Origin of the sequence: Komagataeibacter diospyri (assembly GCF_043995075.1) — a bacterium.
In the GTDB taxonomy this organism is placed as follows: Bacteria; Pseudomonadota; Alphaproteobacteria; order Acetobacterales; family Acetobacteraceae; genus Komagataeibacter; species Komagataeibacter diospyri.
This window is the reverse complement of sequence record NZ_CP171836.1, coordinates 1,346,493-1,359,815: the sequence shown is the minus strand read 5'-3', so window position 1 is coordinate 1,359,815 and position 13,323 is coordinate 1,346,493. Positions and strand designations below refer to the sequence as shown.

Below are 13,323 nucleotides of genomic sequence, written 5' to 3'. Positions count from 1 at the left end.
GGCTTTCCTCGTGGCGGGGCCTGTGGGCTGATCAGGGCGCCGCAGGCGTACGCAGGCTGGCGGCCAGCTTCAGGTCCGCGACAAAATGGTCATATTCACGCACGCGCGCCGCTTCATCGGGCACGCGCAGCAGGAAGGAGGGATGAACCGTGACAACCCCGGTCGTACCATCATCCAGCGTGATCGCGCGCGAGCGTTCACGCCCGATCGTGACATGACGGCCCAGCAGGGCCGACGCCGCCGTGGCCCCCAGCATGACCAGCACATGCGGGCGGATGACCCGCCGTTCCGCTGCAAGCCATGGGGCGCAGTTGGCGATTTCCTCCGGCCCGGCCTTTTCATGGATGCGGCGGGTGCCGCGGGGGCGGAATTTGAAGTGCTTGACGGTATTGGTCACATACGCATCATCACGGTCGATTCCCGCTTCCATCAGGGCGCGGTCGAACAGTTGTCCCGCCGGTCCGACAAAGGGGCGGCCGGCAAGGTCTTCCTTATCTCCCGGCTGTTCACCCACGAACATCATGCGTGCGTCGCTGCGGCCTTCGCCAAACACGGTCTGGGTGGCGTGGCGGGCCATGGGGCAGATCCGGCACGTCCGCGCCGCCAGCGCCACGGCGGGCAGGGCGGTGATGCGGGGAATGTCCAGCCCGTTTACCAGCGGCATGGCGGGCGGCGGCAGGCTGTTGAAAGCAATGGGGGACGGGGCTGCGCCATCCTGTCCGTACAGCAGTTCCTTGCCCGTCCATTCCATCCGCCGCCCCGGCAGTACCAGCCGCCATGGGGCAAGCGACAGCTGGAAGGTCATGAACCGTGCATTACATTCGGGGGCATAGGTCGTGGCCTGCAGCGTGGCGTGCCACCCATCGTCTCCATCGGTATGCTGCATAAGGGTGAACAGGTCGTGGCGCAGGTGCGCGGTTTCCGTACGCACGGCTGCCGCCGCGTCCTCCATCCGCGCAAGGTCGGGCGGCGGGATATCGGTCCCGGTCACATGGGTGTAGATCAGACGGTAGGCGAGGGTAAAGCGGTCGGGCAGCATGGACTGCAGCACATCCGCCGCCAATTGCATGGTTTCACGCGGAATGCGGAAGGGACGGGCATCCGGTGCGGGGGTGTCTGGCTGGCCGGATGGCGCGACGTGCCACGCAATGGCCTCGGGCGACACGTGCAGGCCGACCAGGGCGCGCGTCGCGCTGCGCCAGCGGGCAAAATCGACGGGGTGGTCAAGGGTTATGGTGGTCTGTGGCATGGGGCGACTTCCCGGTCATGATGGTGCGATGGTCACGCGCCGTGTCAGACAAGGCCCATTGCCCGTGCGCTGCGCCACATCATGTAGAATGCCACAATGAAAATCAGGTAGGCAAAAATCATGCGCAGTCGCTGTGGGTGCCGGCCCAGATGCCGCGCAAGCTTGGTGCCTCCCGCGCTGCCTGCCACGCCGCCCGCCACAAGGATCCCCACCATGGGCAGATCGACCATACCTGCCACCGCGTAGCTGATGGACGTTGTCAGCCCGAAGGCGCATACCGCCACCAGTGACGTGGCGATGGCGTTGAGCATGGGCATGCCGGTCGCCGCCAGCAGCGCGGGTACGATCAGGAAGCCACCACCAATGCCAAAGAATCCCGAACAGAATCCTGTCGCGATCCCGTAGGCCATGACAGGCATCGAGGTCGTGCGCATGGTGACCTGTTGTGGCTGCGTCTGTTGTGGCTGGTGGCAGCCCCGCGCCATCAGCGCGCCGACCGCGATCATGACAAGGGCAAACAGGAAAAGCAGGTGCTGCCCGTTGACGACCTTGCCACAAGCGGCTCCCGCCAGTGCGCCGAGCATGCCGGCACTGGCAAACAGTGCCGCGCAGTTCCATGCGACATTACCCGAGCGTGCATGGCTGGCCAGGCTGCACAGCGCATTGATGGTGACGGCCAGCGCGCTGGTGCCGATGGCCCGGTGCGGGTCGGCAATCCCCACCACATAAAGCAGCAGCGGCACGGCCAGGATAGATCCCCCGCCCCCGACCAGACCCAGCGTGAAGCCGATGGCCCCGCCACTGCACAGGCCCAGCAGGGTATGCAGCACGTCAGGCATGACAGCGCAGGTGGGACCGGGGGAGCATGTATGCGGGTGCGGCGGGGTCGGTCATGGGGGCTCCCGTATGATGGGGGTGCGTAAATGGTTTATCTGTTTAATATATTATGTATGTATTTTATCAAGTCCTGTCCTGTGTTCCGCCGGTCGGGATTATGGTACGGAGTGACTTGCCTAACTGGTCTAAGGGGATCCGTGACATGAGCAATCTGCCCAGAACACGAGAAATTGCGGAAAATCTTGTGCAGCGCCTGCGCCTGCTGGCTCAGCCGCAACGGCTGATGGTGCTGGCCTGCCTGCTGGAGGGGGAAAAGAGCGTCGGCCAGATCGAAGCTGAAACCGGCATCGGCCAGCCTACGTTAAGTCAGCAGCTGGCGGAACTTCGGCGGGCGGAAATCGTTATAACACGCAAGGAGGCCCGACAGGTCATTTACAGTATTAAGGATAGTATGGAGGAAACGCGCATCCGCCTGATCTGCGCCGCCTGCGACCCGGAATTCGATATGGAGCAGCTGAACGGGGTGCTGCGCAGGCAAAAAACGCCCGCACCGATGGCGCATGACGGAACGGCCGCCTGTTTTGCCCGTATCCATCTGAATGCCTGAAAAAGACTGATACAGCATGAAACGAATTTATACAAAAACACCTGTTCACATTTGATCTGGTTATTTAGGACGGTGCATTCTATATAATATAACCGAAACATCCTGTTTGATAATACGCGGCATAGACTGCCCTGCAGTATTGTATTTATTGAGGTGGCAGTATATGTCCCTGAAATGAAGGTTCGTGAGGAAGTCGCGACTATTTGGCTGAATATAGAGGCACGGAATATATTATGTCTGATACAGAGCAGGATTTTTCATGTCTGGAACTGACGACGCAGATCGTGTCGGCACATGTTTCAAACAATAGTGTCGCGGCCGATGTGCTTCCCGACCTGATACGTAATGTGTACCAGGCGCTGTCCGCTGCCGGGCGTCCGGTGAACGAACCTGAAAAGCCGCAGCCTGCCGTGCCGATCAAGCGCTCGGTCTTTCCTGATTACATCATCTGCCTGGAAGACGGCAAAAAGCTCAAGATGCTCAAGCGCCACCTGCACAGCGCCTATGGCATGACGCCGGAACAGTACCGCGAACGCTGGGGTCTGCCTGCCGAATACCCCATGGTTGCCCCGAACTATGCCGAACGCCGTTCCAGCCTTGCGCGTGAAATCGGCCTTGGCCGCAAGATTACCGCCGCATCGGCCGCTGCCGCGGCTGCAGCCCCCTCAGATCATGACGAACCCGCCAAGCCCACGCGCCGCCGGCGCAAGGCGTAAGGGTGAAACGTCTTTCATAGTCCTGCCTTCGGTGTGGGTGGTATCCGTGATATGGCTCTGTCATGGATACTGATCCCGATATGTTGCTGCATGCCGCATCCCTGCGTCGCCGCCTTCTGGTCTGGCGGGGTGGGGCTGTGGCTTTTTTTGTCCTTGCCTGCATCGTGGCTGTATTGCGTGCCGGTGGGGGCGGGCTTGCGGGCCATGCGCCGCATCTGGTCCACATGAAGCTGGAGGGGATCATCCCTTCGGATGAACATGAAAATGTCGAAGCCCTGCAGAAAGCTGCCGATGATGCATCGGTGCGTGGCCTGGTGCTGGAGGTCAGCAGCCCCGGCGGCGCCGTAACGGGCGGCGAGGTGCTGCATGACGCCGTGGCTACCTTTGCACGACGCAAGCCGGTGGTGGTGTCCATGGGTGCGGTCGCGGCGTCGGCTGGGTATATGGTGTCGGTGCCGGCTGCGCGCATTTTTGCCAACCGCTCTACCCTGACCGGTTCGATCGGGGTAATTCTGGAATCGCCCGATGTGTCGGGCCTGCTGGACAGGGTGGGGGTGCATGTGGACCAGCTTGTCTCCGGCCCGATGAAGGGGCAGCCTTCCATGGTGCAGCCGCTTTCGCCCGAGGGACGCGCAATGCTGCAGGGCGTGATTGCCGACCTGTACGGTTTTTTCGTGAATGTCGTGGCGCAGGACCGGCATATGCCGGTTGACCGCGTGAAGCAGCTGGCTGATGGCCGCCCCTATACCGGGCAGCAGGCGGTCGCGCTGGGGCTGGTGGACCAGATCGGGTCCATGGCCGATGCACGGAAATGGTTGATCGGGATTACGCATCTGCCCGATGATGTGCAGGTGAGCGATATCGGCCCCACGGCCACGCGGATCAACTGGCGGCGGTGGATTTCGGGTATCCTGTCGGGTGTGCCGGGTGCAGAATTTCTGTTGAAGGAAAGTACCGCGCTTGACGGGGCCGTTGCGATCTGGAAACTTTAATTTGTTGTTTAAATTAGGGGAACAGGATGACCAGATCGGAATTGATTGCCGAACTTGCCGCTGCGCGTCCACATCTGCCCATACGGGAGGTGGAACGTATTGTTCAGGTCATCTTTACGGAAGTCAGTAATGCACTGATGCGGGGGGACAGGGTGGAACTGCGCGGTTTCGGGGCGTTTACGGTCAAAAAACGTGACGCCCGTACCGGTCGCAACCCCCGCACAGGGGAAACCGTGTCGGTGGAGGAAAAGGTGGTGCCGTTTTTCAAGGCGGGTAAGGAACTCCGTGAACGCGTCAACCAGTCGCATAATACGACCGATTGACCATCCGTCTGGTTCCTGATTCGCCCGTTATCAAAGACTGCCTGAAACAGCTTATTGATAAAAAATTTTTGGGTGCCGTCTTTTTTAATAAGGGGGCAGCGTGCTTCGACGTCCTGATGACTGCAGGGTGTTGGTCAGGCCGACTTTATTAAACTATCTACTTACAATACAAAAACACCGCGTCGGGCTGGACCCGGCGCGGTGTTTCTTTATTCGGGCTGATCGCGACGTGATCAGTGGCGGGCGTTGATTTCCGCCAGCAGGAAGTCACGGAATACCGCCACACGCTTGGACGTGCGCAGTTCCTCGGGATATACGAAATAGGCATCGACCGTGGGCAGCGGCACTTCGGGCAGGATCTTGACCAGGTTGGGGTACTGTGATGCCGCATAAAGCGGGATCGACCCGATTCCGATACCGGCCGCGATCGCACCGGCCATGGCGGCCAGGCTGTTGACCTCCAGTCGCGCCTGACGGCGTTCATCCGACGGGACGCCGGTTTCAGCCAGCCAGTTGATATGCGGCACGGGCGGGTGGTACCCGCCGAACAGCACCAGCTTGTGGGCGTTCAGTTCCTCAAGCGTGCGAGGCGTGCCGTAATCATTCAGGTATGACTGCGAGGCGTAGATCGGCAGCGGGAAATCCGCCAGGTGCCGCTGGATCAGGTCCGGCTGGCGGGGCGGGTGCATGCGCACCGCGACATCCGCTTCGCGCATGCCCAGATCCAGGTCGTTATCTTCCAGGATCAGGGTGATCGAAATGTCAGGATTGGTTTCCATGAACCGGTGCAGACGTGGCGTAAGCCAGCAGGTGCCAAAGCCGGTTGTGGTTGTGACCCGTAGCCGTCCCGCCGCCTTTTCCTTGCTTTCCGTCAGCAGGGACTGCGTCATGGCCAGCTTGGAGAAGACTTCCCGAACCGTCTGGTTCAGTGTCTCACCCTGTTCGGTCAGGATCAGCCCCCGGGCATGCCGGTGGAAAAGAGGGACCTGCAGCGCCTCTTCCAGGGCTGAAATCTGCCGCGATACCGCAGACTGGCTCAGGTTAAGCACGTCGCCGGCATGGGTGAAGGACCCTGCTTCGGCTACAGCATGAAATATCCGGAGTTTATCCCAGTCCACGCGTTGACTCCGCTTTGCTATCTAATAAAGGGCGCGCCAAGTGTTATGACACTAAGCGTTGTGGTGAAGGAAATACGGAGGGAGGTCAAGGACTCTTCATGTTTCATTACTGCGCTGCCGCAAGAAAACGCTCGGCCTCCAGTGCCGCCATGCACCCGGTGCCAGCAGCTGTCACCGCCTGGCGGAATATCTTGTCCTGCACGTCACCTGCGGCAAAAACGCCGGGAACCGAGGTGCGCGTGCTGCCCGGCGTAGTGACGATGTAACCGTCTGTATCGATCTCCACCACATCACGGAAAATTGTGGTGTTGGGGGCGTGGCCGATGGCAACGAATACCCCGTCAACATCGATATGCTGAATCGCGCCGGTTACGGTGTTGCGCAGTTCTGCCCCCGTGACCACGGGTGGCGTGCCGCTGCCGGTAATGCGTTCGACCGCACTGTTCCATATGACCGAGATCTTGGGGTTGGCATGCAGCCGGTCCTGCAGGATCTTTTCCGCGCGCAGGCTGTCGCGGCGGTGGATCAGGGTCACGTGACTGGCGTGGTGGGTCAGGTACAGGGCTTCTTCCACCGCCGTATTGCCGCCCCCCACAACGGCCACGCGCTTGCCGCGATAGAAAAAGCCATCGCACGTGGCGCAGGCCGACACGCCGGACCCCTGGAATTCCTTTTCTCCCGGCACGCCCAGCCACTTGGCCTGCGCGCCGGTTGCGATGATTACGCTGCGCGCTTCATACAGCGTGCCGGAATCGCCGGTGGCGTAAAACCGCCCGGTGCCGTCCGTACGGGTGAAGTCGCACGAGACAATGATGTCATCCATAAGCCGCGTGCCGACATTACCGGCCTGTTCGGCCATCTGCATCATCAGGTCCGGTCCCTGCACGCCCTTGGCGAAGCCGGGATAATTCTCGACATCCGTGGTGATCATCAGCTGGCCGCCGGGCTGCAGCCCGGCGACCAGGACGGGGGAAAGATTCGCGCGCGCGGCATAGATGGCAGCGGTGTAACCGGCGGGACCTGCACCAATGACAAGCAGGTCGGTAGAACACGTCTGGGGCATGAGATCAGAAAAACCCTATCGTCACAATTTCCTTTGGTATGGTCGTCCACTGGCGTCCGTGCAAGGGTTGGAGTAGGAAGGGCGTCATTATTGCGGCATATGGGCGCGACAGCCGCCCCCTTTGGCGAGAGATGGAACAGGCATGGCGGAACGGATGGCTGATCTGGATGCGATTGACCGTCGGATTGTGGCCGAGCTTCAGCTGGACGGACGCATGACGAACGTGGAGCTGGCGCGGCGTGTGGGCATTTCCGCGCCGCCCTGCCTGCGTCGCATGCGCCGGCTGGAGGAAGACCATGTGATCCGTGGCTACCATGCCGATACCGATGGTGCGCGGCTGGGATGGTCGATCACGCTGTTCGCGCTGATCGGGCTGGACAGCCAGAAGGAAGCGGTCCTGTCAGCTTTTGAAAAGCAGGTATCCGGCTGGCCGGAAGTGCGCGAATGTCACATGATCCGGGGCGGGGGAGATTTTCTTGTGCGGCTGGTGGCGCGCGACGCGACGCATGAAAACCTGCTGACCCGTCAGTTGACCGAAGCCCCGCATGTGGTGCGTGTGCAGACATTGCAGACCATCCGCACCAGCCTGAACCGCCCCGGCGTGCCTGTGTGAGGGTGCGGTACAGCCCGCAATGGTGGCTGTACCTGCTTGTACTGCTGGCCGGTGTGCGGCTGGTTGTGGCGGGTATCCTGCCACTTTCCCCTGACGAAGCCTATTACCGGCTGTGGGCGTTTGCACCCGCCGCGGGCTATCTTGACCACCCGCCCATGGTGGCGGCGTGGATACGGCTGGGCATGTTGCCGAGCGGTGATGACGCGTTTGGCGTCCGGCTGGTGGGGGTGCTTGCCGGGGCAGGGATATCCTTTTTCCTGTTCCGCGCCGTGCGTGACCTGCTGCCCGGTACGGGGCGAGCAGGGGGCGTGCGGGCGTGCGTCATGTTACAGGCGACTTTGGCGCTGGCAATTCAGTCAGTTGTCATAACGCCAGACATGCCGGTGATGTTTTTCCTGTCCGTGCTGGTATGGGCCATGGGCCGCGTCAGGGCCGGGGCGGGGACGGGCTGGTGGCTGGTGGCTGGTTTTGCCGCGGGCCTTGCGTGCGACAGTAAATATACTGCCATCCTGCCGGTTGGCGGCATCGGGTTATGGCTGCTGATCCAGGGGCTGCGTCATCGTGCCTGGGGGGGGCAGCAGGTGCCGGGCGTTGTGGGCGGCGTGATGGTGGCGGCTTTGTGCATCACACCCGTGGTGTGGTGGAATGCACGACATGGCTGGGCCAGTTTCGTGCGGCAGGGGGGGCGGACGGCAGACTGGCATCCCGGCCGGGCGGTGCAGTTCCTGACCGAACTGGTGACGGGACAACTGGGATTGATGACGCCGGGCATCGCGGCCTTTTTCATATGGGGGCAGGTGATCCTGCTGCGCCATGCGCGGCGGGATGCGGGGGCTGCGTTACTGTCGTGCATGACGCTGGTGCCAGCCTGCGTGTTCGTGCAGCATGCCATGGGCGACCGGGTGCAGGCGAACTGGCCGGTGGTAATCTATCCCATGCTGGCGGCGGGTGCGGCCATGGTGACGTGGCGGTGGGGGCGTTGGGCGGTTGGTGGCGGCGTGCTGGTTGGTGCGCTGGTTTACGTGCAGGCCCTGTTCGCCCCGCTGCCGTTGTCGGCCCATACGGATGTGGCGCTGCGGCAGATGGCAGGCTGGCGTGACCTGGCCAGCGGTATCGAAGCCCATGCGCGACCGGGTGACTTCATTGCAGCGTGTGATTATGGCACGGCGGCGGAACTGGCCACCGTCATGCCCGGCCAGGTCGTGGTGGGGATGGAGCCGCGCTGGGCGCTGTTCAACCTGCCGCATGACGTGGCGGGGGATGGGATCATGGTCTGCAATCCCCGTCGTGGTTTTGATCGGGATGTATTTGTATCGGTTCAGCAGATCGATACACTGGCGCGTGGACGACAGGGACGGGTGGCGGAACGTGTCAGCCTGTACCGTGTCAGCCTGCGCACGGACCTGTCGGCCATACAGCGCAGTACCATCGTAAGGCTGCCCACGCCGTACAAGGATCGTATTAACAAAAGTTTTTGGTGAAACTTTTGATTCTGAAGTGTCAAGGGTCAGGCCGCCGGTGCAACCTGACGGACCTGTTCCAGCAATGCCTTCATGCGAAAGGGCTTTTCCAGCAGCGGCAGCGGTGCGTAACCGGCCAGCCGGTCGGGATCACCACTCATCACGATTACATGGCAGCCCTGGGCCTGTGCCATGGCAATGAAGCCATCGGGATCGCCATCGGGCAGGGTCAGGTCCACCAGCGCCAGCGTATGGCGAGTATCCCCGATCCTCTGCATGGCATCCGCAACGCTGGGGCTTATGGTGGCATGGATGCCGTTTGCCTCCAGCATTGTGGCGACCAGTTCCGCTATCGTTGCCTCGTCCTCGACAATCAGGGCAGAAATCTGGGTCATGACGGAATGCTCTCGGGGCGGGGGGAATGGGGGGCAGGCGTGCGCATCTGTGCGACGACAGGCCATGGGGCGATGCCACGCGGGGACAGGGCCAGCGTGCCCAGTTCCAGCAGGCCGGGGCTGAAGGCGGCGGGATCGGCGCGTACCTGCGCCATGTCAAACCACCCCACGCCGCACGCGTCATCGCCCGCCGTGATGTCGGTCCAGCCATTGTCGTGGCATTTAACCGCCACGATCAGGTAGTGGAAACGGACCCGGCCTGCACGGTCACGGTCGATCAGGTCAAAGGCCGTCAGCGTGCCTTCGGCATGGGTGATGAAGCCGGTTTCCTCACGCAGTTCGCGCGCTGCGGCGTCAAGGTAGCTTTCGCCGTATTCAATGCGACCGCCGGGGAAACCCCACAGCCCCTGATCCGGCGGATTGCGCCTGCGGACCAGCAGCATCTGTCCATTGCGGACAACAATGGACAGGACTGCCCCGGCTAGTGTCATGTTATCAGCCATATACAAGAATATATCGGATCATGGCGCGGCATCCATGCCTGTATCGGACCAGTCTGTTCCCGATTGCGTGAACTTGGCCCGGCGGGCAGGGGAAAACTAGCGTTTCATCACGATATGCGCCCGGCAGCGCGGGGTGCCGTAAGTACCGACCATCGTGTTGCCTTCGGGACGGGCTTCAAACACCATGGGAAAAGCCGCCCCCGATGGCTGTCTGACCACGGTTTCGGTATGGTACAGGTCGGCTTTCTTCTGTGGCACGCCCGTCAGCGCGATTGATCCGTCGGCCGGGGTGAACGTCATGCGTTTCGCGCTGATCTGGAAGGTCGATGTGTTGCCGGTTTCGGTGCTGCAATTGCCCTGATCACGTACCAGTTGGCCCGTCCACAGCCCGATCGGGTCATTTTTGGCATCGGCGCGCGCTGGGGAAGCAGCAAGGGGCAGGCAGGCAAGGCAGCCTGCCGCCAGCAGCAGGAATGAACGTGCAGTCATGAAACAGCCATATGATCCGGTTTGTCTGAACTGACAGGAAAGACATGCCTGCCTGAATGCATATATTGTGCTATCTGCGCGGGAAAGACTATCCCACCCTTGCAATATGTTGCCAGCTCATGCTGGAAGCCTAGTTTATCGATAATGCCCGCGACCGAAAGACATATGATGAACGATACCGCGAAGACCGCCGCCCCTGAGGCAGGACTTGATGAAACCCTGCATGAGGATCGTATCCTGATCCTGGATTTCGGCAGCCAGGTCACCCAGTTGATTGCCCGGCGCGTGCGTGAAAGCGGGGTGTACTGCGAAATCTGGCCGTATTCCAGCACTGCCGAGCGGATTCGCGCCTTTGCGCCCAGGGGCATCATCCTGTCCGGTAGCCCCGCCAGCGTGCTGGACAAGGACGCGCCGACCATTCCGGAAGTGGTTTTCGCCCTGAATGTGCCGGTGCTGGGCATCTGCTATGGTCAGCAGGCGATGTGCCGCCAGCTTGGTGGCACGGTGGAGACATCCGAACACCGTGAATTCGGGCGCGCGCATATCGATATCATCAAGGACTGCGCCCTGTTCCGTGGCACATGGGCGCGTGGCAGCCGTGAACAGGTGTGGATGAGTCACGGCGACCGCGTAACCAAGCTGCCGCCCGGGTTCCAGGCCGTGGCCGTGAGCGAGGGCGCGCCATTTGCCATCATCGCTGACGAAGGCCGCCGCCTGTATGGCGTGCAGTTCCACCCCGAAGTGGTACACACCCCGCATGGCGCGGCCCTGCTGCGCAACTTCACCCATGGCGTGGCGGGCTGCAGGGGCACGTGGACCATGGCGGGTTTTCGTGAAATGGAAATTGCCCGCATCCGCCAGCAGGTGGGCAAGGGACGTGTGATCTGCGGTCTGTCGGGCGGGGTTGATTCCTCGGTCGCGGCGGTGCTGATCCATCAGGCCATTGGCGACCAGCTGACCTGTATTTTCGTTGATCCCGGCATCCTGCGCGCGGGTGAGGCGGATGAGGTGATCCGGACCTTCCGTGATCGCTTCAACATCCACCTGATCCACCGCGATGCGTCCGACCTGTTCCTGAATGCGCTGGAAGGGGTGAGCGACCCCGAAATCAAGCGCAAGACCATTGGTCGCCTGTTCATTGAAGTATTCGAGGAAGAAGCCGCCAAGTTGGGTGGCGCTGAATTCCTGGCGCAGGGCACGCTGTACCCCGACGTGATCGAAAGCGTCAGCTTTACCGGTGGTCCGTCCGTTACCATCAAGTCGCACCACAATGTGGGCGGCCTGCCAGAACGGATGAAGATGCAACTGGTCGAGCCGCTGCGTGAACTGTTCAAGGACGAGGTGCGTGAACTGGGCCGGGAAATGGATATTCCCGAAGCGATCGTGGGTCGGCACCCGTTCCCCGGGCCGGGGCTTGCCATCCGTATTCCCGGCGCCATCACGCGCGAAAAGCTGGACCTGTTGCGGCGGGTTGATTCGATCTTTCTTGAGGAAATCCGTGCGGCTGGTCTGTATGATGCCATCTGGCAGGCCTTTGCCGTGTTGCTGCCGGTCCGTACCGTGGGCGTCATGGGCGATGGCCGCACATATGATTACGCCTGTGCCCTGCGTGCGGTTACCAGCACCGATGGCATGACGGCAGATGTCTATCCTTTCGACATGTCCTTCCTCAACCGCGTGGCCGGGCGGATTGTTAATGAGGTGCGCGGCGTAAACCGCGTGACGTATGATATTACGTCCAAGCCGCCGGGAACGATTGAGTGGGAGTGATTGGAAGTAATTTATAATAAATAAATCGTCTATATTATAAATCTGTCTGGTTTTATTATCCTTCAGGATCAATGCTGTTTAGGTATGTGTCCTGAAGGATTTTTTATGATTTAGTCTAAAAAATCGTATCTAACCAAAATGGAATTATTAAATTTCTATATAAATAATAATGTTTAAGATTAATTTTTAATATTTCCGATTATTCTAACATTTTCTCATTTGTAATAATATTTATGGAAATAATAGAATAAATTGTTGTATTTCTGTTCGTATATAATTATATTATTTTCAGCGTCTTCTATAAAAGGAATACCACATACAGGCGTTACCCCAATAATATCACCATCATCTGGGTCAATTGCAGCAAGAACCGCTTTGGGATTTTTACGGCGTGTCGTCAGTTAAGCAGGATGATGATTGAGGCGAACTGCACGGCTGCGAGGAAGGTCGATTTCAGTTTATCGTAGCGGGTTGCGATAGCGCGGAACTGCTTGAGTTTATTGAAGAACCTCTCAACAAGGTTCCGTTCGCGGTAGAGAGAAAAATCGGTTTTCCGTCGTGTCGTTCTGTTGCGTTTTGGCGGGATGACCGGGGTAATCCCGCGCTGTATCAGCCGATCGATCAACCTGTCCGTGTCATACGCCTTGTCAGCGAGGAAAGCATCTGGGTCGATGTTTTCCAGAAGCGGTTCCGCCTGGGTGATATCGGCATCCTGTCCCGGTGTGATGCCGAGTTCCACCGGATTACCCAGAGCGTCGCAGATGGCATGGATCTTTGTGGTCAACCCGCCTCGTGATCGTCCGATGGCCTGATCCGTGCCCCTTTTTTGAGAGCTCCGGCACTATGCTGATGCGCCCGGACAATTGTGCTGTCGATCATCATGTATTCGTTGTCGTAATCAGCGGCCAGATAACGAAATATCCGTTCGATGACGCCGCTTTCACACCAGCGGCGCAGACGCCGGTGCACGTTTTTCCAGTCCCCGAAACGGGCAGGAAGGTCGCGCCATGGAATACCCGCGCGATAGCGATACAGCACCGCCTCCAAGAACAGACGGTTGTCCGCCGCAGTGCCGCCGACATAGCCTTCTCGACCGGGAAGAAAATCCTTTATCCGCTCCCACTGGTCATCGCGTAAACTATAGCGCCGCATCTGTCTGTCTCCCCTAAAAAAAACGGGAAAACAGTC

At 60.1% G+C, this 13,323-nt stretch carries 15 protein-coding genes; 7 read left to right on the top strand and 8 right to left on the bottom strand.

What is annotated here, in order from left to right; translation table 11 throughout:
- Positions 1-31: 31 nt before the first annotated feature.
- Both ACE2AA_RS06405 and ACE2AA_RS06400 read right to left on the bottom strand, forming a co-directional pair.
- A complete protein-coding gene (locus tag ACE2AA_RS06405) occupies positions 32-1,249 on the bottom strand; it encodes a UdgX family uracil-DNA binding protein (protein WP_395371775.1) in 1,218 nt (405 codons plus the stop codon).
- 44 nt (positions 1,250-1,293) lie between these two features.
- Positions 1,294-2,088 carry a sulfite exporter TauE/SafE family protein gene (locus tag ACE2AA_RS06400; RefSeq protein ID WP_395371773.1) on the bottom strand — a complete coding sequence of 265 codons (795 nt, stop codon included), beginning with the start codon at positions 2,086-2,088 and terminating at the stop codon, positions 1,294-1,296.
- A 200-nt stretch (positions 2,089-2,288) separates the two neighbouring features.
- On the opposite strand from ACE2AA_RS06400, the gene ACE2AA_RS06395 reads away from it, so the two are divergent.
- The 4 genes from ACE2AA_RS06395 to ACE2AA_RS06380 all read left to right on the top strand — a co-directional run bounded on the left by ACE2AA_RS06395 (position 2,289) and on the right by ACE2AA_RS06380 (position 4,724).
- On the top strand, positions 2,289-2,693 hold the full coding sequence (locus ACE2AA_RS06395; RefSeq protein WP_141300355.1) for a helix-turn-helix transcriptional regulator: 405 nt from the start codon (positions 2,289-2,291) through the stop codon (positions 2,691-2,693).
- Between the two features lie 233 nt (positions 2,694-2,926).
- Entirely contained in the window at positions 2,927-3,409 is a 483-nt protein-coding gene (locus tag ACE2AA_RS06390; protein ID WP_141260364.1) for a MucR family transcriptional regulator, read from the top strand.
- Between the two features lie 62 nt (positions 3,410-3,471).
- Positions 3,472-4,401: a signal peptide peptidase SppA gene (gene sppA / locus ACE2AA_RS06385; protein WP_395371771.1), complete on the top strand. Its 930-nt coding sequence runs from the start codon at positions 3,472-3,474 to the stop codon at positions 4,399-4,401.
- 26 nt (positions 4,402-4,427) lie between these two features.
- Positions 4,428-4,724 carry an integration host factor subunit beta gene (locus ACE2AA_RS06380; protein WP_141300351.1) on the top strand — a complete coding sequence of 99 codons (297 nt, stop codon included), beginning with the start codon at positions 4,428-4,430 and terminating at the stop codon, positions 4,722-4,724.
- Between the two features lie 233 nt (positions 4,725-4,957).
- On the opposite strand, the gene ACE2AA_RS06375 is transcribed toward ACE2AA_RS06380, so the two are convergent.
- On the bottom strand, positions 4,958-5,842 hold the full coding sequence (locus ACE2AA_RS06375) for a LysR family transcriptional regulator (RefSeq protein WP_025438836.1): 885 nt from the start codon (positions 5,840-5,842) through the stop codon (positions 4,958-4,960).
- A gap of 106 nt (positions 5,843-5,948) precedes the next feature.
- Positions 5,949-6,905, bottom strand: coding sequence for a thioredoxin-disulfide reductase (gene trxB / locus ACE2AA_RS06370; RefSeq protein WP_141260361.1), 957 nt, complete (start codon positions 6,903-6,905; stop codon positions 5,949-5,951).
- 142 nt (positions 6,906-7,047) lie between these two features.
- Here trxB and ACE2AA_RS06365 point away from each other — a divergent pair, with 142 nt between their 5' ends.
- A complete protein-coding gene (locus ACE2AA_RS06365; RefSeq protein WP_141260360.1) occupies positions 7,048-7,518 on the top strand; it encodes an Lrp/AsnC family transcriptional regulator in 471 nt (156 codons plus the stop codon).
- Positions 7,515-8,999 (top strand): ArnT family glycosyltransferase, encoded by a 1,485-nt coding sequence (locus ACE2AA_RS06360; RefSeq protein ID WP_395371770.1) that lies wholly within the window; start codon positions 7,515-7,517, stop codon positions 8,997-8,999. The genes ACE2AA_RS06365 and ACE2AA_RS06360 overlap by 4 nt, the downstream gene beginning before the upstream one ends.
- A gap of 26 nt (positions 9,000-9,025) precedes the next feature.
- On the opposite strand, the gene ACE2AA_RS06355 is transcribed toward ACE2AA_RS06360, so the two are convergent.
- The 3 genes from ACE2AA_RS06355 to ACE2AA_RS06345 form a co-directional block, all read right to left on the bottom strand.
- The gene (locus ACE2AA_RS06355) at positions 9,026-9,373 is read right to left on the bottom strand and encodes a response regulator (RefSeq protein WP_141260358.1); all 348 of its coding nucleotides are present in this window, start codon (positions 9,371-9,373) and stop codon (positions 9,026-9,028) included.
- Complete coding sequence (locus ACE2AA_RS06350; protein WP_395371768.1) at positions 9,370-9,864, bottom strand: NUDIX hydrolase; 495 nt, start codon at positions 9,862-9,864, stop codon at positions 9,370-9,372. The genes ACE2AA_RS06355 and ACE2AA_RS06350 overlap by 4 nt, the downstream gene beginning before the upstream one ends.
- A gap of 108 nt (positions 9,865-9,972) precedes the next feature.
- Entirely contained in the window at positions 9,973-10,365 is a 393-nt protein-coding gene (locus tag ACE2AA_RS06345; RefSeq protein ID WP_141260356.1) for a hypothetical protein, read from the bottom strand.
- Between the two features lie 168 nt (positions 10,366-10,533).
- On the opposite strand from ACE2AA_RS06345, the gene guaA reads away from it, so the two are divergent.
- Positions 10,534-12,135 (top strand): glutamine-hydrolyzing GMP synthase, encoded by a 1,602-nt coding sequence (gene guaA / locus ACE2AA_RS06340; RefSeq protein ID WP_141260372.1) that lies wholly within the window; start codon positions 10,534-10,536, stop codon positions 12,133-12,135.
- A gap of 397 nt (positions 12,136-12,532) precedes the next feature.
- Here guaA and ACE2AA_RS06335 read toward each other — a convergent pair.
- Positions 12,533-13,287, bottom strand: a protein-coding gene (locus ACE2AA_RS06335; protein ID WP_395371766.1) for an IS5 family transposase whose coding sequence is annotated in 2 segments (ribosomal slippage) — positions 12,533-12,948 and positions 12,948-13,287 — 756 coding nt in all. Because the reading frame shifts where the segments join, the coding sequence is not laid out codon by codon here.
- Positions 13,288-13,323: the final 36 nt, after the last annotated feature.

Excerpts from the sequence above, each read along its gene's own strand:
- ACE2AA_RS06405 (WP_395371775.1), bottom strand. The coding sequence starts at position 1,249 with ATGCCACAGACCACCATAACCCTTGACCACCCCGTCGATTTTGCCCGC.
- ACE2AA_RS06400 (WP_395371773.1), bottom strand. The coding sequence starts at position 2,088 with ATGCCTGACGTGCTGCATACCCTGCTGGGCCTGTGCAGTGGCGGGGCC.
- ACE2AA_RS06395 (WP_141300355.1), top strand. The coding sequence starts at position 2,289 with ATGAGCAATCTGCCCAGAACACGAGAAATTGCGGAAAATCTTGTGCAG.
- ACE2AA_RS06390 (WP_141260364.1), top strand. The coding sequence starts at position 2,927 with ATGTCTGATACAGAGCAGGATTTTTCATGTCTGGAACTGACGACGCAG.
- sppA (WP_395371771.1), top strand. The coding sequence starts at position 3,472 with ATGGATACTGATCCCGATATGTTGCTGCATGCCGCATCCCTGCGTCGC.
- ACE2AA_RS06380 (WP_141300351.1), top strand. The coding sequence starts at position 4,428 with ATGACCAGATCGGAATTGATTGCCGAACTTGCCGCTGCGCGTCCACAT.
- trxB (WP_141260361.1), bottom strand. The coding sequence starts at position 6,905 with ATGCCCCAGACGTGTTCTACCGACCTGCTTGTCATTGGTGCAGGTCCC.
- ACE2AA_RS06365 (WP_141260360.1), top strand. The coding sequence starts at position 7,048 with ATGGCGGAACGGATGGCTGATCTGGATGCGATTGACCGTCGGATTGTG.
- ACE2AA_RS06355 (WP_141260358.1), bottom strand. The coding sequence starts at position 9,373 with ATGACCCAGATTTCTGCCCTGATTGTCGAGGACGAGGCAACGATAGCG.
- ACE2AA_RS06350 (WP_395371768.1), bottom strand. The coding sequence starts at position 9,864 with ATGACACTAGCCGGGGCAGTCCTGTCCATTGTTGTCCGCAATGGACAG.
- ACE2AA_RS06345 (WP_141260356.1), bottom strand. The coding sequence starts at position 10,365 with ATGACTGCACGTTCATTCCTGCTGCTGGCGGCAGGCTGCCTTGCCTGC.
- guaA (WP_141260372.1), top strand. The coding sequence starts at position 10,534 with ATGAACGATACCGCGAAGACCGCCGCCCCTGAGGCAGGACTTGATGAA.